This window comes from Campylobacter concisus, from assembly GCF_003048595.2.
Taxonomy (GTDB): domain Bacteria; phylum Campylobacterota; class Campylobacteria; order Campylobacterales; family Campylobacteraceae; genus Campylobacter_A; species Campylobacter_A concisus_L.
On the sequence record NZ_CP049270.1, the window covers coordinates 1,600,443 to 1,618,636 of the forward strand.

Sequence of the window (18,194 nt, forward strand, 5' to 3'; positions counted from 1 at the left end):
GCTAGTAAAATTTGATGAAATTTAACAAAACCGCATGCAGTGCAAAACACCACCACATCCACCTTTCTATCTAGCTTCTACCTTTGGCATCTGAAGCATAAAATTTCTAGCCTCACTTAAAAGTACAGGCTTAAGCCCATCTACCAGAGTTTTTGGATCATAAATTCTCTCATATGAAAGCATTAAGGCTCCATCATTTCTAAGTAAAAAGTGGATTATTTCTATATTTTTACTACTAGTTTCATCTTTTATAAGAGCTAAAATTTGATCATTTTCTTCGCTATAAAGCACCTCTTTAGCCTCTTTTATCTTCTTTTTTAGCTCAGCAAGCATACTTTCACTTTTTATATTTTTGTCAAATTTCACTCTAAAGCTTACAAAATGCTCATCAAAATTTTCATTTTTTAAAAAGTAAAAGCTCTCATCTTTGGCTGTATTTTTCTTATAAAAAATACTTCCATCAAATTTAAAACTTTGAACTAAACTTAGCTCGTCTGTAAAGCCAAAAATTCCAAAAAACATCAAGACAAAAAATAGAAATTTACGCATAAATTTGCACTCCAAATTTTTAAAAATTTGTCGCCATTTTGCCTAAAAATCGCTTAGCTTAATCAAAAAATAACAAAGCTTTTTATACAATCAAACATTTTTAATTTAAGGATCTTTTTGCAGTTACATCAAGCTAGCGAGCTTAGTATTCTTGTCGTTTTGGCATTTATCGTCTTTGCTTCGCCTTATATTTCTAAAATTTTACACATTCCTGTCGCTCCTGCTGAGATAATACTTGGAGCACTGGCTAGCTACATCGGGCTTGTCGGCGAAAATGAGATGTTTAAGCTAATTAGCGAAGTTGGCTTTTTCTTTTTGATGTTTCTAGCTGGCATGGAGATCGACCTTAGAATGCTTATAAACATTGACCGCAAAATTTTACGCCTGGGGCTTATATATCTTGCCCTCATTTACTCGCTAGCAACTGCACTTACGTTTAGTTTTGGTCTTAGTTTGCTCTATATCATCATTATCCCAATAATGGCCGTTGGCATGATATTTACGCTATTTAAAGAGTATGGCAGAGATGTGAAATGGCTAAATTTGAGCATGCTTATTGCAACTATTGGTGAGCTTATAAGCATTACGCTTTTGACATTTATAGCAGCCTATTTGCAGTTTGGAGCTAGTATAAATTTATGGCTAACGATTGGCTATTTGATCTTATTTTTAGCTATCAGCGTACTTAGCTTTAAAATTTTAGATGTGCTTTTTTGGTGGTATCCGGGGCTTAAAGTGATCCTTATGCCACACTACGATAAGGATGAAAAAGATATTAGGCTAAGCATTGCGGTATTTTTTTCGATGATTGCACTTATGTTTTATTTGAATTTAGAAGTTGCCTTTGGCGCGTTTATCGCAGGTATGTTTATAGCTACGTTTTTTGATCACAAAAAAGACTTACCGCACAAGCTTTCAAGCTTTGGATTTGGTTTTTTGGTACCGATATTTTTTATACACATAGGCTCAACTTTCAAGCTCTCAAGCCTAAGCTCAAATGAAGTGATAAAAGATGCTATTTTTATATTTTGTGCGATGCTTGCCACAAGGCTTTTCTCAAGTGTGTTATTTGTAGGAAAATTAGGATTTAAGGGGATATTTTTGTTTTCTCTCTCACAATCCATGCCGCTAACACTTCTAGTAGCAGTTGCTACTATCGCACACAGATCAGGTGAGATAAGTGACTATTCTTACTCATCTTTTATCCTAGCAAGCCTAGCTCAAGCTATAATAGGGACAATAATTATAAAATTTCTAATGCAATCAAGAAGCAAGGAGTAAAAATGTCATCAAATACAGCTACGCTAACTGATAACAGAACTGGCAAGAGTTACGAGTTTCCTATACTAAAAGGCACTATGGGACCTGATGTGATAGACATCTCGACATTTTTTAGTGATACTGGAATGTTTACTTTTGACAGAGGTTATACTTCAACTGCGATGTGTCGCTCGGCGATAACTTACATAGACGGCTTAAAAGGCGAGCTAATGTATAGAGGTTATGATATCGCGTATTTGGCTGAAAATAAGACATTTTTAGACGTGGCATATTTACTCTTAAACAAAGAGCTTCCAACAAATGATCAGTATATAAATTTTAAAACCGAGCTTAAAAAAAGAAGCTTTATACATGAAGGCATGATGAAGCTATTTGATGCATTTCCAGACAAAGCTCACCCTATGGCGATCTTGCAAGCAGCGGTCTCAGCCCTAAGTGCCTTTTACTCAGATCACTTAAATATGGATAAACCTGAAGAGTATCACGAGATGGCTATGCGTATAATCGCTAAAATTCCAACGATCGCGGCCTTTAGCTACCGCTACTCACGCGGACTTCCTATCATCTATCCAAATTTAGATCGTGGCTTTACTGAAAATTTCCTCTACATGATGAGAGGCTATCCATATGAGCATGTCGATCTTAAGCCTATCGAGATAAAAGCACTTGATACGGTCTTTATGCTGCACGCAGATCACGAGCAAAACGCTTCAACGACGACTGTTAGAACCGTTGGCTCAACGCATGCTCACCCATACGCATGTATAAGTGCAGGTATCGGAGCACTTTGGGGCTGGGCTCATGGCGGCGCAAACGAGGGCGTTATCCGTCAGCTTGAAGAGATCGGCTCAGTCGCAAACGTCGATAGATACATCGCTAGAGCGAAGGATAAAAACGATCCATTTAGGCTAATGGGCTTTGGTCACAGAGTCTATAAAAACTTTGACCCTCGCGCAAAAGTGCTTAAGAAGATGAGAGATCAGCTTATGGATGAGATAGGCATTAACTCAGAGCTTATCAAGATCGCAAACCGCATTGAGGAGATCGCGCTAAATGATGACTATTTTGTGAGTAGAAATTTATATCCAAACGTTGATTTTCACTCAGGACTCATCCTAAAGGCGCTTGGCATACCAAATAATATGTTTGCCGTCATCTTTGTCATCGGCAGGACTCCAGGCTGGATCAGCCAGTGGATCGAGCTAAAAGAGCAAGATACAATAAAGATCGTCCGCCCAAGACAGCTTTATGTTGGAGAGACAAACAGAACACCAAAATGAGTGAGCTTCTAAATTTAGCTAAAAAAGCAGCCGTTAATGCTGGAGCGCAAATAATGAAATTTTACTCTGCAGATAATACGGCTCTTAAAGTCTGCCTAAAAGATGACAGCTCGCCACTAACTAGCGCCGATCTAGCTGCAAATGAAGCGATAATAAAAATTCTAAGCAAAAGTGGGATAAAAATTTGCTCTGAAGAGAGCATCCTGAAAGAAAACGACAAAGATGAGTTTTGGCTCGTAGATCCACTTGATGGCACGAAAGAATTTCTAGCTAGAAACGGCGAATTTTGCGTTTGCATAGCGCTTATAAAAAAAACTAGACCGGTGCTTGGCGTGATATTTATCCCAGTTAGTAAAGAGCTTTTTTATGCTGATGAAAATGGCGCTTTTAAAGAAATTTTAGATGACAATGATGAAATCATAAAGAGAGTTGATCTAAACAAAAAAGATAAAAATTTAGACAATCTAATCTTTTCAAGCAGAAGAGGCGATGCCAAAGAGATAGAACTTATAGGACAGAGCTTAAATTTTGAGCAAAGGTGCATCGGCTCAGCCATAAAATTTTGCCGTTTGGTTGAATTTGGCGGAGCTTATTTGAGATTTGCCCCAAGCTACCTTTGGGACAATGCAGCAGGAGAAGCGCTCGTAAATTTTTGTGGCGGAAAAGTATTTGACGCTAATAGTAGCAAAGAGATGAGCTACGAGCTTGCTGATTTAAAAAGTCCATTTTTCATAGCTCTCTCAAAAAACACACTAAATCTAAAAGATAAAATCATACAACTATATAAGCAAAATAAAATTTAAAAACTTAAATTTCTTCTAGCAGATAAAGCAGACTAGCTATTTTTGCTGTGCCTATCACGTAGCTCATTATATTTGCTGCGACCTTGTCTTTTTTAAGCACTTTGCCATTTATGTCAAATATATCTTCGTTGTTCTCTTTGATAAATTTTAAGGTTTTTGCTGCGACATCTTCTAAGCTATTTTTGCCGTCAAGCAATAAAAGTATGTAATAATCGATATTGTTAAGCTTTCTTGAGATACTAAATTTATTAGCAAAAACAACATCGGCATTATTTTTATGATTTAAAAAATATCTTACATAATTTATTAATTTTTGGCTAAGTCTTGAATGCCCAGGCCTATACTCGATATTTTTTTGCTCATCTTTTAAGATCATTGCATCAGACGAATTTGTTAAAATTCTTACAAAGGCGCTATAAACCATGAGCTTATCTTCTGGCAAAATTTCTAAAATCTGAGAAAGGTTTATACTAGCTGGATACATCTTATAAAAGACCTCGCAAAGCCATGATATATCTTGTGGCATAGCGCCATAACTATCTTGCCACTGGTTATCTTTCTTTATAAAATCTGCCACAACGTGAATTTTATTAATATCGCTTGGACCTATTTGTTTATTTGCTATACTCTCATAAGTTTTGCTATGGACTATTAGACTTTGTCTAAAGACTTTGTTGCTAATCATATCCATGAATTGCTCTAGATCGATCCTGTCTTTAAACTTGTTATTTTTGTATTCATCTACTACGGCCGTGCCAACATCTGGGGTAAAAATATCATCAAGCGTATACTCACAAAGATAAGTAAGCTCATTTTTAGCAAGCATGGCATTAAAATCTTTAAAATAAAATGGATCATTTGTGTATTCTAAAAACTCATGAGCTATGTAAAAGTCATCTTTTGAGAGCACATGTTCTGTTACAAAAAGAAGCATCTTAAGAGGTATTTTTCCCTCATAAATTTCTTCATCTCTTGTTAGCAAATATTCTTTATAGACTAAAAGTGCTTCTTTGGCTGCTTTTAACCTATCTTGCATGCTCTCTTTATCTTTTGCGGCAAGTAGCATTATATCTCTTACGATGTCTTTTACTTTCCAGCCAGGATAAACATTATAAGAGATAAATGCCACGCCATTTGTACTTAAATTCTCTCTTACGACTTTTAATATAGCTTCTTTTACAAAGTCAGGTACCCAGCTAAAAACGCCATGAGCAATGATATAGTCAAATTTATCATCACTGTTAAATTCGCAAATATCGCCATGGATAAGCTCTAAATTTGTAAGCCCTATCTCTTTAACGATCTCTTGTCCACGCCTTATCTGCTCACCGCTAAGATCTATGCCAACTACTTTTGCATTTTTGTTATTTGCTGCAAATGGGATCAAATTTCCGCCAAAGCTACATCCTATCTCTAAAACTCTTGCATTTTCGCATGGCGGTGGAGTTATACCAAGAAGTGTAGCACAAGCTTCAAGCCTATATGGCGACGATTGGGCAAAAGCTATTGATTTATAAGTTAGCTCATCATAAGACTTTTCAATTTTGCTATTTTGACTCATTTTAGCTCCTAGTAGTCTTTTTCTTTGAGTTTTTCTAACATATTTTTAGCATCATTTTCTGGATCATCCACTATATATGCACGTCTTACCTTACCATCTTTTATGATGAGCGTTTGTCTAAAGTAAAATTTATGTCCATTTGATGCAGAAAAAACTGGAAGCTCAAGCGCCCTCTCAAGCATAAACTCACTATCATTTAAAAACATGACTCCAGTTGAAGTCTCTTCTTGAAATTTCTTTTGAGCTGCTATATCTTGTGAGCTAATGGCCACTACCATGAAACCAAGATCGTTAAAATCTTTTAAAAATTTCTTGTAGTTTATTGCTTGTTTAGTGCAGCCCTTCATGCCCGCAGTATTTTGTAGTTGCTCGCTTAAAAGGCTAAAGTCCTCGCCTATCTTTGGATAGATGAAAATAACGCAGTCGTGTGTCCTTGCAAAGGCGGAAAAATCAAATTCCTTACCATCTAATGTATTTAAATATATACTTGTAGGCACTTTTATCATACTTCATCCTTTAAAATTTTTTACTATTATATCTTTATAAGCTTTGTCTTAAGCTTTTTTAGAATTTAAAAGATAAACTACAAAAAGGACAAAAAAGCTAATTATTAACATTAAGAGTGCATAGATATGAGCCTTGGTGTAATCAAGCATTTCAACCGCTTCAAATATCGCAATGCTAGCGACCTTGCTCTCTCCAGCTACGCTACCGCCTATCATTAAAACAACGCCAAACTCACCCATGGTGTGAGCAAAGCTAACGACAGTAGCTGTTAATAAATTTGATCTGATGCTTGGCAAAATCACCCTAAAAATAGTTGTGAGTTTGTTTTTACCAAGACTATAACTCGCTTCAAAAAGGCTCTTTTTTAGGCTATTTAGTCCAGCATAAATCGGACCAAACATAAATGGCAATGAATAGATGCAACTTGCCACAACAAGACCCGTGAAATTAAAAACCAACCTAACACCAAAAATTTCTTCGATAAATTTACCAAAGGTGGAATAAGGTGAAAGAAAAATGAGCAGGTAAAAGCCAAGAACACTTGGCGGCAAAACCAAAGGCAGTGAGATTATCGACTCTAAAAATGATTTGCCGAAAAATTTTTTCTGAGACATAAAATAAGCAAGTGCAATGCAGGCAAAAAACAAGATAAAAGTAGTTATAAAAGATAGTTTTAACGAGAGCCAAAACGGCTCGTAATCGATATTTTTTAACTCGTCTATCATGCTTTTTCCAAATTTACACTAAATGCTTTTGTGCTAACTACTACCATATCGCCTACTTTTAGATTCATTGCTTCGCTGCTACTTAGCACCACTTCACAAATTTGGCGGTTTATTAATACATTTGTTACGAAGATCGCATCACGTTTTTTTATCTCTAAAATTTTAGCGTTAAAGGCAAATTTCTGTGATCCTGCACTCTTTAAAAATATCTCACTTGCGCTACCTGATCTTGAAATTTTTCCATTTTCAAGGACAAAGACTTTATTGCAAAGCTTATAAATTTCAGCGATATCATGGCTTACTAAAATAATGCTCATCTTAAACTCATCATGAAGTGCTAGTAAATAGTCTTGAAGTTTCTCACGCATGGCGTTATCAAGCGCACTTAACGGCTCATCAAGTAGTAAAATTTCAGGCTTTCTCATAACCGCACGAGCCAAAGCAACACGTTGCTTTTGACCGCCAGAAAGAGTGCTGATCTTTGCATTTTTTAGGCTTGTTAGGCCACAGATATCAAGAAGTTTATTTGCTAGAGCTAGATCATTTTTTGCAAAGAGTAAATTTTTAAAGACATTCATATTTTCAAAAAGTGCGTAGTCTTGAAATAAAAAGCCGATATTTCGCTTTTGTGGAGCCAAATTTGTCTTTTCATCAAAGAAAATTTTATCTCCAACCTTTATAAAGCCACTTTGTGGTGCTTCAAAACCAGCGATCAAGCGTAAAATAGTGGTCTTTCCGCCACCGCTTGCTCCATAAAGTGCAACAAAATCACCACTTTCAAAGCTAAGGTCGGCCTCAAGTAAAAATTTTCCGCCACCGCCATTTAGCTCTTTTTTACAAGAAATTTCTATCATTTTTGTGTACTTATGTGAATGCTTGTAGATTTTATATAGGCAAATACTTCATCGTTTTTACCTACATTCATGGTTTTTAATGCGTTATTTGAGATAATAGCTTCGAAGTAAATTTCGCCACACTTTAAGCTAACAACACTTAAAATTTCACCAAAATTTATAGCTTCAATCACACACTTTAGCTCGTTTTCAAGCGAGCTATTACTTAGCTTGTCTTTTGACAAGACAACATCGGAGCTTTTAAAACCTAAGTCAATCTCATCATCTAAGGCAAATTTGCTAGCCTCATTCAAGACTAGCATAAATAAATTCGCCTCTAAATTTAGACCCTTTAACTCAAATAGGCTAACGTCATCTTTAGTTAAAATTCCAACGATCTTTGCTCTTATCATTTAGCTGGAACGTTGTAACCAAATTTCTTAAAAATTTCTCTTGATTTATCACCTAAGATAAACTCATAAAATGCTTTTGCATCATCATTTTTTTCAGCATGTTTTAGAAGAACTATGCCTTGATCTATCGGAGTATATAGCTCTTGTGGAACAAAGATGTAATTAACGCCCTCTTTGTATTTTGACATTTTCTCATCAAAAAGTGCGCTAGCTGCGATAAAACCTACATCAGAAGCACTTAATGCTTGAGATAGAGTTTCAGAAATTTTTTGAGCATAGACGATATTTTTTTCTACTTCGTCATAAAGCTTTGCGTTTTTAAGAGCCTCTATACTAGCTTTGCCGTATGGTGCAGTTTGTGGATTTGCGATAGAGATCGCTTTTAAGCCACGAACAACTTCGATACCTTTTTTGAAATCAACATTTCTAATAGAAAAAATAGCAACAGCGCCTTGTGCATAAACTTTTGGAGCAGCTACTGCAAATCCTGTGTCATAAGCTTTTTGAGCAAAGCCCATATCAGCAGCCATGAATATATCAGCTGGAGCTGAGTTTTGGATCTGAGTAACAAGACCGCCGCTTGCGCCAAGAGTTAGGTTGATCTTAGCATCTGGGTGAAGCTTATTAAACTCTTTTATAAGCTCTGGAAATGCGTATGTTGTGTTTGCTGCAGCATATACATTTACTTCAACACCAAATGCGTTTATGGCAAGCAAAGCCGCCACACATAAAAATTTAAAAACTTTTCTCATTTATACTCCTATAATGATTTGAGATGATTTTACTATTGCTAAAAGTGTATCGCCAACACCTATTTTCATCTGGATAGCACTATCTTTTGTAATGATGGCAGTTAAAGTCTGTTCATCACTTAGTTTTAAAGTGATTTCAGCATTTACAGCACCTATCTTTGCTTCGATCACCTCGCCTTTTAATTGATTTTTTGTGCTTATTTTTATATCTAGATCTTTAGCCAAAATGACAGCTGGAGCTTTAAAAATATAAATAACTTTTTGTCCAACTTTTAGGCCTAAATTTTTCTCACTTTCAACCGTGATGTTTGACTCAAGCGTGTAGCCATTACTTAGTTTTGCAACTATTTGAGAATTTACCGCACCGCGGTTTATACTAATAATCTCACATGAGAGCTGATTTCTAGCACTTAAGTTCATATTCATTCTTTGAAGATTTATAATATCTACATCCTCAAAATCTACTTTTTGACAAATTTTTTGCAAAAAATCCTTTTGAGTCTCAAGAATGGCATCATAAATTTTTATCAGTTTATTGGCATATTCGCTTAGTTCAGAGCCACTATTTTTTTTATTTCCATCAGCTCTAATAATAAGCGGCTTGCTGCTTTTGTTATTTATCGTATCAAGGCAGTCCCAAGCATTTTTGTATGATATGCCAACCAATTCTGCTGCTTTTGTGATACTTTTTGTCTCTTTTATGGCCTTTAATAATGTAATATGTTTAGCTAAAACTTGTGTATCTTCGCCTAAGAATAGTTCTAAATTTATATCTGCTTTCAAAATTTTTACCTTTACTATATTAGAGAATAATTTGTGAAGTATATCTAATTATATTAATCCTTAAGCTTAAAGATTTAAGCCAATTTATAAATTTCTCTTAATTTCTTGTAAAGTTTTTAAAAGATAAAATCGAGCTACATTTTATAAATAAAAATAAGGCTTAGTATGAAATTTTTGCTTTCTATCTTTTTTAGTTTGCTTTTAGCCTGTGCTAATACGGACATAAATACGAATAGTGAAAGCGACGAATTTGATGTTGAATTTGAAGCAAGAAAAGATGTTTTTGACCCGCTTAGTGGCTACAATAGAATGATGACACATGCAAATGACTTTATCTATGTAAATATGCTAACTCCGGTGGCAAAAGGCTATGCCTATGTTGTGCCAAAAACAGCTAGAACAATGGTTTCGAATTTCTTTGACAATCTGCTTTTCCCAGTTCGCTTTGTAAATAACTTACTTCAGTTTAAATTTCAAAATGCTGGTGAAGAGACATTAAGATTTTTAGCAAATACAATAATTGGCTTTGGCGGACTAACAGACGGAGCAAAATACTACAATCTCAAGCCTCACGATGAAGATTTTGGACAAACGCTTGGATATTGGGGGCTTGGCAGCGGTTTTCATATCGTTTGGCCACTTATTGGACCATCAAATTTAAGAGATACTGGTGGCATGGTCGGAGATTATTTTGCTGATCCTATTAGCTACATTGATCCTATACTTTTATCAACTGGTATCAAGTCATATAGAGCGTTTAATAGCTTTTCACAAGATCCAACTGCTTATGAAAAACTAAGAAAAGATGCTATTGACCTTTATCCATTTTTACGCGATGCTTACGAGCAAAGACGCGATAAGCTTATCAAGGAGTAAATATGAAAATTTTAAAAATTCTAACTATGATTTTACTTTTTACAACTAGCCTTTTTGCTATTTCAAAAGAGCAGATCAAGCCTGAAGTAGAGATGAAAACAACAAAGGTTATTGAAATTTTAAAAGATACAAATTTAGACAATAATGCAAAGACAAAAGAAATTTTTGCTCTTCTTGATCCATTTTTTGACTATAAACAAATGGCAAAGATTAGCCTTGGCAAACGTTACAACAGCTTAAGTAGCGATGAGCAAGTTAAATTTGACGCAGCATTTGAGCAAAAACTAAAAAGCTCATACATAGATAAACTTTTAGGATACAAAGATCAAGAGATACATATAACTGGCGAGAGCGAACCTCAAAAAAATAGATACTGGCTAACATCTGAGCTGACAAATGATGGCAAGAGCTACGAATTTGTCTATAAATTTTATGACGCTAAAGAGCGTGGCTGGCTCATTTACGATCTTGATATCGTTGGTGTAAGCATCATTCAAACATACAGAAGTCAGTTTGGTGATGTGCTAAATAACGCTGATTTCAATACTCTTTTACAAAAGCTAAACGAAGCTGTTTTGCCTGATCAAAATAAAACCAACCCTTAATGCGACAAATTTTTAAATTTATCATTGCTAAAAACAAGCTTATTATTGCTCTGATTTTGGCTTTAAGCGTAGTTTTTGGCTATCTTAGCACCAAGCTTAGCGTTGATGCATCAGCTGAAACGCTACTGCTTGAGCATGATCCTGACTTAAAAGCTTATAGGGAAATAGCCAAACGCTACGACTCACCCGGATTTTTAGTGGTTGCTTTTACTCCAAAAGATGATCTTTTTTCATCTAAAAATTTAGAACTTATCAAAAATTTAGGCGATGAACTAGCTAAAAACGATATGGTAAATAGCGTCATCTCTATAATAAATATTCCGCTTTTAAATAGTGTAAAAGGCGGGATTACTGGTATCTTAGATCATACTCCAACGCTGCAAGATAAAGACATAAATATTTCAAAAGCAAAGCTTGAGTTTGCAAAAAGTCCCATTTATAGTGGAAATTTGATAAGCAAAGATCTAAAAACCACAGCGATCGCGCTAAATTTAAAGCAAGATGAGAAATTTAACGAGCTTTTAAATGAGCGAAATTTACTTAGCCAAAAAGAGTCAAACGGCACTATCACGCAGGCGGAGAAGCTTAAATTTCAAGCGCTTGTGGCTGAGTTTAAAGCCTACCGAGATGAGCTTAGAAAAAGTGATCACGAAAACCTTGAGGCCATAAAAGCAACCATAGCTAAATTTAACGCAAATGATGAGCTATTCTTAGGCGGCGCAAATATGATCGCTGATGATATGATAGGCTTTATAAAGAGCGATCTTTTAGTCTATGGCTTAAGCGTACTTGCTCTTCTTAGCTTTAGTTTGTGGCTATTTTTCAGACAGGTTAGATGGATAGTTTTGCCGATGTTTATATGTGCCGTAAGTGCCATTTTTACGACCGGAATTTTTGGTATATTTGACTGGGAAGTGACGGTCATTAGCTCAAACTACATCGCACTTCAGCTCATCATTACCATTTCAACTGTGATTCATCTTGTCGTTAGCTACCGAGAATTTTACGCAAAGCATCCAAAATATAGCCAAAATCAGCTAATTTATCTAACGCTTCGTGATAAATTCTCTCCATCTTTTTGGGCGATATTTACCACGGTTATTGGCTTTAGTTCGCTTATGAGTGCTGACATAAAGCCAGTTATCATGCTTGGCATTATGATGAGCACTGGCATTAGCGTTTCGCTTGTGCTTGCGTTTTTGCTATTTGGCGCGATAAATGTAAATTTAAATAAGTTAGCTCCTATTAGAACCTTTGAAAATAGCTTTAAATTTACAAAATACTGCGCAAATTTAGCTCTAAACTCAAGAAAGATCATCTACGTAGTTTGCGCTCTAGTTGTCTGTTTTGGCATTTATGGTATCAGCAAGATAAAGGTTGAAAATAGCTTCATTGGCTACTTTAAAGAAAGTACAGAAATTCGCCAAGGAATGCAAGTCATTGATACCAAGCTTGGCGGCACGATACCAGTTGATGTGATAGTGAAATTTAAAGAGCAAAAACAAGATAAAAATACTGAGCAAGATGAGTTTGAAAATGAGTTTGAAAGCAACGCTAAGGATGCGAAATACTGGTTTAATAGCTATCACACAAGGGTTGCTGAGAAAATTCACGACTATTTAAAAGAGCAAAAATTTGTCGGACATGTAAGCTCACTAGCAACCCTTATAAAAGCCATAAAAGAGCTAAATAACGGCGCGAGTGATGATTTTTTATTAGCTGCGATGTATGAGAAATTGCCACAAAATTATAAAAATATCTTATTAAGTCCTTATGTAAGCGTTGAAGATGATGAGCTTAGATTTAGTATAAGGATCGTCGATAGTGACTCTGAGCTTAGACGAAATTTATTTCTAAAAGAGCTTAGAGAAGGGCTAGCACAGCTTACTAAAAATGACAATGTAAGCATAGAAGTTGTCGGCATGATGGTGCTTTATAACAATATGCTTCAAAATTTACTTAGCTCGCAAGTTGATACTTTTGGACTAACTGTCGCTATACTTTTTGTCATATTTTGCTTTATCTTTAGGAGCATAAAGCTAGCAACCATTGCGATAGTTTCAAATTTAATCCCGCTTTGCACACTCTTTGGTGTGATGGGATTTTTTGGCATTCCGCTTGATGTGATGAGTATCACGATCGCAGCCATTAGCATTGGTATTGGCGTTGATGATATCATCCATTACATCCACCGCTTTAAAGAAGAAATGCTTACAAAAAGTGTTTTTGAGAGCATTAAAGTCGCGCACGCAAGCATCGGATATGCGATGTATTACACATCATTCACTATTTTTCTTGGCTTTAGTGTGATGATAACTAGCAATTTTATTCCAACTATCTATTTTGGCTTACTAACCGATCTTGTTATGGTTTTTATGCTTCTTGGCGCACTAATCATCTTACCAAGCCTCATTGCAAGCTTTGTAAAAAAGAGCGATATTTAAGCTAAATTTATTTGATAACTTTGATGAACGAGTAGACATCGGCCACGCCGTCAATGTGCTTAGCATACCAAATAGCATGTTTTTCTTGCTCAATGCTATCAACTACGCCGCTAAATACAACATCACAGCCAACTATGCTAACTCGCACATTTGTACCCTCAACTATACTATCTTTAAAAAGATTTTGCTTTAAGTTTGTGAGAATTTTTAGACTATCGCATGGATATTCTGGCTTCTTGATACGAAGATAGGTATAAATTTTTCGCACACCATCTGTGCTTTTGGCTAGTTCTACTAGCTTATCTTCAAGCTCTTTACTATCAACAAGTCCTATCAGATAGGCATCTCCGTAAAAGACCTCAATCTCGATATCAATATTGCTAAGCCCTTTTGAAAATAAAATTTTGCTTTGCAATTTGCTTTGTATAAATTTATCTCTTGTGATCGAGTAAATACCACGTTTATCGCGTGAAATAGAGTACGCATCATATACATTTAGCGGTGCAGTTGCTGGGGAAAGAACCGAAGAACAAGAGCAAAAAAATAGAGCCAAAAATGCAAAAATGCTAAATTTTGAAATCAGAAATCCTTTTGTAATTTCAAAAAGTTTATAGAAAATGGGCTAAAATTTATCTAAATCTGCTAGAATAACGCACACGGAGGATAAAGTAATCTGGTGATGCTCACGGGCTTCAAACCCGATGACTGGGCGGTTGACCGTCTGGTGGGGAGTTCGATTCTCTCATCCTCTCGCCACTCTTGCCCTAACTTTTACCACCTTTTAACTAAACGCCAACCCCCACGCCATCGCGTATATCATCAACATTGAGATGAACGTAGTGCAAGCTACTCTTAATATCCTTATGACCCATAAAAGCCATTAATTTATGAGCATTAAATCCCTTCAAACTCACTAACCTAGAAGCCACTGTATGGCGTAATACGTATAGTCCGTGAGTGTTGTTTTCTCCCTTATATCCTAAATGGTTTCTTACAGCCCACCACATACGATTTGCTGTATCGTGGTTTAGATGAGTTATGGGGCACTTGTTTAAGGGTAGGTCTTTGCAGTTATCATAAGCACCTTGAGATACCCAGTAGTAAGCCATACGAAGCACTTGGTCGTCTTTAGTTTCAGTAAAGAGTTTGCGAGCCTCTATTTTACTTACGCTCTTAGCTATTTCTAAGCGTTGTTTTATGGCTCTAAAAACCTCCATAACGTTCTCTCCACAAGGCAGTGTCCTGCTTTGTCCGTTCTTCGGAGCCCCTATGATAGTTCCAACACCTTTGTGCGTCTTAACTGCCCTAGAGATAGTGATAGTATCATACTCAAAACTAATATCCCCTAACTCAATAGCAAAGTATTCAGCAGGTCTTAGCCCAAGATTTGATAACACTATAAAGAGCTCATATAGCTCTACACTAGATAATGCTTTAGATTTCTTAGCTCTGTTATATAAAAACTCTTTAGCACTAAGTAGTTCATCATCTCTTAGAGCAGGTCTTTTGCCTACTACTTGCCTAGCTTGAAGTCCTTTGAAGTTCGGTTTAGATTTAAACTTAACTACTTCAAGGCCTTCAAGTATCCTAAGGGCTGTACCTAGAGCTACTAGAGATGAGTTAAAAGAGTGAGGCGAGTATATCTTACCATTAACTCCTTTGTTTAACATCTTATCTTTTAGCTCGTATAAATCAGCTGTCGTAAGTGCAGATACTTCTTTGTCTCCTATGGCTTTTATAATCCTATTTAGACACACTCTATAATGTGTTGTATCATCTAGGTACTGCCAGTATCTGTCGTGTAAGAAGTCTAAGGCTTCTGAGAGTTTCATACCACCTCTAGCTGAGCTTACATCAGTTTCCCATAACTCATCCTCAGCTTTGCCTTTGCGTATTCTTTCTTTCCACTCTTTTTCTAATCTTAGAGCTTCTGCTTTGGTGCTGTTGGGGTATCTCCTTTGAAACCTAACACCATCTATAAGAAAATCACTGCACCAAGTTCCACTCTTATTCTTATACATCCTTACGCTCCTTTTTGCATCTTAAGCCCTTTGGCGTTCTAGTCTTTCTATCTAGCTCATACATATCATAGTAGTGCTGAAGTCTTTTGTAGATAGCATCAGCTCCACCATAAAGCTTTGCTTGTTTCTCTAGTATCCTTATAAGATACTCCTCATCGCTTTCCCCTTTAAGTCGTCTTGTGTAATGCCTAGATGGTTTAGGCTCTGTCTTTATTCTTTGTTGTTTTATTAGCCCTTTACGATAGTTTTCTATCTGTATTTCTGCTCCGGATATACCACAAACAAGCCAAACGCAAAACAACCCAAAGACACCCCAAGCATTATACTTTGGAAACCATTGCATTTCCTCTACTATTGTGGCAATAATAAGCCCAGCCAAGAATAGCAGAAAGGCTATCTTAGGCACTCCAAAGGCATTAAACCCAAGAAACCTAAGCTCATCTTGTGTTAGCTCTTGCCCTAATACTTTGAGTTTCATTTGCTTGCCCTTTCCTTGATTAATTCCTCTAGCAACTCTTGACTTCTTTCCTTATACTCTCTTGCATATTTGTCATAGAGGTTTATCATATCTTGATTAAAATCAGGTGTGTTGCCTAAGCCTAAAAGCACACGCTTTATCATTTGTTTCTCAGTTTCATTGAAAAAATCCTTACCACATTTAAATCCAATGTAATTTCCCTCTACTCTAAGAAAAGGAGGCGTAAGTAAATCTTTAGAAAACTTAAACTCTTTCCACGTATCGGTTGGCTCATCCTTATATTCTAGCTTATTGCCTAAGGATAAATGGTGAATAAGATAAAGTCTATTCTGTCTATCCCCATCATTATAAAACTCTAAAAGTCTAACGTCTAAAGGCTTCTTTACCATCTCTCTATCTCCTCTCAGTTATACCCATAATAAAGCTTGCTATAATCAAAGCCAATCTCATCACCATAATACATACCATCATCTCCGTAGCATATAGCATCATCATAATAGCTGCATAACGTATCACAATCAGCCATAAACTCTTTACTATTTAAAAACTCTATAATCTTACCAGTGCTAAGAGTTTTAAGAGTGTTAAGTGTTGCTGAAAAGTCTATAAACTCATTATGTGTATGCTCGTGCTGGTATCCTATTGATAAGTTTATGCAAGCTATACCAAGAGCTCTTGCAAGGTTGCTTGCATCAGTAAAGCTCCCCCAGTCGCTATTATAACCCATAGCTTCAAAAAGGCATATTAATTCTTGATTATCATAGCCATATAATGCCAGCTCATTACTACCCTTTCTATCAAGACCTATAAAAGAAGTAACGTTAAGCTCTTTAATAGTATTAACGCATTTAGCACTCCCTTGTCCCCCTATCTCTTCATTAACAAAGAAGCCAAAGGCATAAGGCACACCTCTATCCATTAGCTTAAGAGCTATATAGCATCCGCAGCGGTCATCCCCACCTAAGCAAGCACAATCAGAGTTTGGTAATAAAGCTATATAGTTTCGCCTTACATATAAATCCCCTTTAGCTGGGGCTTTAGTGTTTCTAGCATCATTTATTGTGTCTATATGTGTGCATATAAGGGCATACTGCTTTTGTCCTTTTGGTGTAAATATAATACCCCCATCAGGTATAACAATCTTTTCATAATCAACGTAAGTTAATCCATTTAAATATCTCCATAGGCTTTTTTGAGAATGTCCTAAAAGTTTTAATAAATCCCTCATATTCTTACCCCTCCAGTAGGTATAGCTCTATTATTGAGCATTATAAAATCCCTTGAGCTTACATATATTTCTCCAGCTGCATAAGCTGTCCTAAGCTCCCTAAAGTTTGTCTCTGGGCAATGCTTTATTCTCTTACCACACATTGCCTTTACTCCTCCGCTATCATTTATATCAATAGCACCTTTAAAAACTGAGCCATCCCTTGATAATTTAAAATAACCTTTAACAATCATTGTGCTACCTCCTGCTTTAGTAAGTTTTCATTGTATATTTGCTTAATATATTTTAGTAACCCCATATTTTTTAGAGGGCTCTTTATATCCTTTAACCAAGCATCAAAAAGCCTTTCTCCCTCTTTGCTTATTATGTTTATATAAAAGTTTTCAAAGGCTACTTCGTCTTTGTAATAATGCCCTTGTAGTTTATCCAGCTTTTTAAAGAAAACCTTTTGGATATAAAAGGTATCATCTATAACATCTAGGTATAATCTGCCGTGTCCCTCGTGTCTTTGCTTGCCTTGTTTAAGCCTCCCATAAAAGGGGATAACTATATTCTTTTTTGTAAAAGTTTTCATAGCTTAGTCCTCCTTTGTTAATAGCTTTGTTTCTATGATGCGATATATGCCACCTATATCCAAAGTCACTAGGGGTGGTAGGCTATCTATTTTATAAAACTCATAACCCCTTTCTGTCTTTTTTGATACCAAAGAGATAAGCCCCTCTTTTGTAAAGTTTAAGGTTATATGTCCTAAACCTCCCACGTAAACACGCTTAGGCTCAGTATCGAAAAGGTAAGCCTTACGCTCAGGGGCTGTAAAGTTAAATACCTCTTTTAGCAGGTTACAAAACCTGCTTGTAGTTACACTATAAAAACTATTATCAAAATATAATATATCTCTACCCTTTTTTATTACAAGTATAGTTTTGCCGTAATCCTTTACAGTGTATGTATCCCGAATAAGAGTAGCCTCAACGTGTCCGCCATAAGTAAAATCTTTATAACCCCAAAGGGCTTTAATAAGCCCCTCTTTATTTCTTACTATCATAATGCACCCC

At 36.0% G+C, this 18,194-nt stretch carries 22 protein-coding genes and 1 tRNA gene; 7 read left to right on the forward strand and 16 right to left on the reverse strand.

The annotated features are described in order from the left end of the window. Nucleotides 1-66: 66 nt before the first annotated feature. A complete protein-coding gene (locus tag CVT15_RS08075) occupies nucleotides 67-549 on the reverse strand; it encodes a hypothetical protein (protein ID WP_103577499.1) in 483 nt (160 codons plus the stop codon). 117 nt (nucleotides 550-666) lie between these two features. Between CVT15_RS08075 and CVT15_RS08080 the strand changes: the two genes are divergently transcribed. The 3 genes from CVT15_RS08080 to CVT15_RS08090 are packed head-to-tail and all read left to right on the forward strand — an operon-like array spanning nucleotide 667 to nucleotide 3,913. Beyond that, the gene (locus CVT15_RS08080) at nucleotides 667-1,830 is read left to right on the forward strand and encodes a cation:proton antiporter (RefSeq protein ID WP_103577500.1); all 1,164 of its coding nucleotides are present in this window, start codon (nucleotides 667-669) and stop codon (nucleotides 1,828-1,830) included. Nucleotides 1,831-1,832: 2 nt separating this feature from the next. Next, complete coding sequence (locus CVT15_RS08085) at nucleotides 1,833-3,110, forward strand: citrate synthase (protein ID WP_084109619.1); 1,278 nt, start codon at nucleotides 1,833-1,835, stop codon at nucleotides 3,108-3,110. Next, nucleotides 3,107-3,913 carry a 3'(2'),5'-bisphosphate nucleotidase CysQ family protein gene (locus CVT15_RS08090; RefSeq protein WP_103577501.1) on the forward strand — a complete coding sequence of 269 codons (807 nt, stop codon included), beginning with the start codon at nucleotides 3,107-3,109 and terminating at the stop codon, nucleotides 3,911-3,913. The genes CVT15_RS08085 and CVT15_RS08090 overlap by 4 nt, the downstream gene beginning before the upstream one ends. Before the next feature lie 4 nt (nucleotides 3,914-3,917). Here the strand turns inward: CVT15_RS08090 and CVT15_RS08095 are convergent, their stop codons facing one another. The 7 genes from CVT15_RS08095 to CVT15_RS08125 are packed head-to-tail and all read right to left on the reverse strand — an operon-like array spanning nucleotide 3,918 to nucleotide 9,487. Further along, nucleotides 3,918-5,474 carry a class I SAM-dependent methyltransferase gene (locus CVT15_RS08095; protein WP_103577502.1) on the reverse strand — a complete coding sequence of 519 codons (1,557 nt, stop codon included), beginning with the start codon at nucleotides 5,472-5,474 and terminating at the stop codon, nucleotides 3,918-3,920. 8 nt (nucleotides 5,475-5,482) lie between these two features. Further along, nucleotides 5,483-5,980 carry a redoxin family protein gene (locus CVT15_RS08100; protein WP_103577503.1) on the reverse strand — a complete coding sequence of 166 codons (498 nt, stop codon included), beginning with the start codon at nucleotides 5,978-5,980 and terminating at the stop codon, nucleotides 5,483-5,485. Nucleotides 5,981-6,028: 48 nt separating this feature from the next. Continuing rightward, the gene (gene modB / locus CVT15_RS08105) at nucleotides 6,029-6,706 is read right to left on the reverse strand and encodes a molybdate ABC transporter permease subunit (protein WP_103577504.1); all 678 of its coding nucleotides are present in this window, start codon (nucleotides 6,704-6,706) and stop codon (nucleotides 6,029-6,031) included. Beyond that, complete coding sequence (locus tag CVT15_RS08110) at nucleotides 6,703-7,560, reverse strand: sulfate/molybdate ABC transporter ATP-binding protein (protein WP_103577505.1); 858 nt, start codon at nucleotides 7,558-7,560, stop codon at nucleotides 6,703-6,705. The genes modB and CVT15_RS08110 overlap by 4 nt, the downstream gene beginning before the upstream one ends. Beyond that, nucleotides 7,557-7,952, reverse strand: coding sequence for a TOBE domain-containing protein (locus CVT15_RS08115; RefSeq protein ID WP_103577506.1), 396 nt, complete (start codon nucleotides 7,950-7,952; stop codon nucleotides 7,557-7,559). The genes CVT15_RS08110 and CVT15_RS08115 overlap by 4 nt, the downstream gene beginning before the upstream one ends. Further along, nucleotides 7,949-8,704: a molybdate ABC transporter substrate-binding protein gene (gene modA / locus CVT15_RS08120; RefSeq protein ID WP_103577507.1), complete on the reverse strand. Its 756-nt coding sequence runs from the start codon at nucleotides 8,702-8,704 to the stop codon at nucleotides 7,949-7,951. The genes CVT15_RS08115 and modA overlap by 4 nt, the downstream gene beginning before the upstream one ends. Next, entirely contained in the window at nucleotides 8,705-9,487 is a 783-nt protein-coding gene (locus CVT15_RS08125) for a TOBE domain-containing protein (RefSeq protein WP_107898018.1), read from the reverse strand. Nucleotides 9,488-9,652: 165 nt separating this feature from the next. On the opposite strand from CVT15_RS08125, the gene CVT15_RS08130 reads away from it, so the two are divergent. From CVT15_RS08130 to CVT15_RS08140, 3 genes are read left to right on the forward strand one after another with little or no spacing between them, the layout of a single operon-like run. Beyond that, the gene (locus CVT15_RS08130) at nucleotides 9,653-10,363 is read left to right on the forward strand and encodes an MlaA family lipoprotein (protein ID WP_107898017.1); all 711 of its coding nucleotides are present in this window, start codon (nucleotides 9,653-9,655) and stop codon (nucleotides 10,361-10,363) included. 2 nt (nucleotides 10,364-10,365) lie between these two features. Next, nucleotides 10,366-10,968 (forward strand): ABC transporter substrate-binding protein, encoded by a 603-nt coding sequence (locus tag CVT15_RS08135; RefSeq protein WP_103577435.1) that lies wholly within the window; start codon nucleotides 10,366-10,368, stop codon nucleotides 10,966-10,968. Beyond that, entirely contained in the window at nucleotides 10,968-13,412 is a 2,445-nt protein-coding gene (locus tag CVT15_RS08140) for an efflux RND transporter permease subunit (protein ID WP_103577434.1), read from the forward strand. Before CVT15_RS08135 ends, CVT15_RS08140 begins: the two co-directional genes overlap by 1 nt. A gap of 7 nt (nucleotides 13,413-13,419) precedes the next feature. On the opposite strand, the gene CVT15_RS08145 is transcribed toward CVT15_RS08140, so the two are convergent. Beyond that, a complete protein-coding gene (locus CVT15_RS08145) occupies nucleotides 13,420-13,995 on the reverse strand; it encodes a BON domain-containing protein (protein ID WP_180998561.1) in 576 nt (191 codons plus the stop codon). A gap of 75 nt (nucleotides 13,996-14,070) precedes the next feature. Here CVT15_RS08145 and CVT15_RS08150 point away from each other — a divergent pair. Then, nucleotides 14,071-14,168, forward strand: a tRNA-Sec gene (locus CVT15_RS08150). A 29-nt stretch (nucleotides 14,169-14,197) separates the two neighbouring features. Here the strand turns inward: CVT15_RS08150 and CVT15_RS08155 are convergent. Genes CVT15_RS08155 through CVT15_RS08185 form a run of 7 tightly spaced genes read right to left on the reverse strand, consistent with a single transcriptional unit; the run spans nucleotide 14,198 to nucleotide 18,184 of the window. Continuing rightward, nucleotides 14,198-15,433, reverse strand: coding sequence for a site-specific integrase (locus CVT15_RS08155; RefSeq protein ID WP_107898016.1), 1,236 nt, complete (start codon nucleotides 15,431-15,433; stop codon nucleotides 14,198-14,200). Continuing rightward, nucleotides 15,426-15,911: a hypothetical protein gene (locus CVT15_RS08160; protein WP_107898015.1), complete on the reverse strand. Its 486-nt coding sequence runs from the start codon at nucleotides 15,909-15,911 to the stop codon at nucleotides 15,426-15,428. The genes CVT15_RS08155 and CVT15_RS08160 overlap by 8 nt, the downstream gene beginning before the upstream one ends. Then, nucleotides 15,908-16,300 carry a hypothetical protein gene (locus CVT15_RS08165; RefSeq protein ID WP_107898014.1) on the reverse strand — a complete coding sequence of 131 codons (393 nt, stop codon included), beginning with the start codon at nucleotides 16,298-16,300 and terminating at the stop codon, nucleotides 15,908-15,910. Before CVT15_RS08165 ends, CVT15_RS08160 begins: the two co-directional genes overlap by 4 nt. 14 nt (nucleotides 16,301-16,314) lie before the next feature. Continuing rightward, nucleotides 16,315-17,139 carry a hypothetical protein gene (locus CVT15_RS08170; RefSeq protein WP_107898013.1) on the reverse strand — a complete coding sequence of 275 codons (825 nt, stop codon included), beginning with the start codon at nucleotides 17,137-17,139 and terminating at the stop codon, nucleotides 16,315-16,317. Further along, on the reverse strand, nucleotides 17,136-17,372 hold the full coding sequence (locus CVT15_RS08175; protein ID WP_107898012.1) for a hypothetical protein: 237 nt from the start codon (nucleotides 17,370-17,372) through the stop codon (nucleotides 17,136-17,138). The genes CVT15_RS08170 and CVT15_RS08175 overlap by 4 nt, the downstream gene beginning before the upstream one ends. Further along, nucleotides 17,369-17,713 (reverse strand): hypothetical protein, encoded by a 345-nt coding sequence (locus CVT15_RS08180; RefSeq protein WP_107898011.1) that lies wholly within the window; start codon nucleotides 17,711-17,713, stop codon nucleotides 17,369-17,371. Before CVT15_RS08180 ends, CVT15_RS08175 begins: the two co-directional genes overlap by 4 nt. A gap of 3 nt (nucleotides 17,714-17,716) precedes the next feature. Continuing rightward, entirely contained in the window at nucleotides 17,717-18,184 is a 468-nt protein-coding gene (locus tag CVT15_RS08185; RefSeq protein ID WP_107898010.1) for a hypothetical protein, read from the reverse strand. Nucleotides 18,185-18,194: the final 10 nt, after the last annotated feature.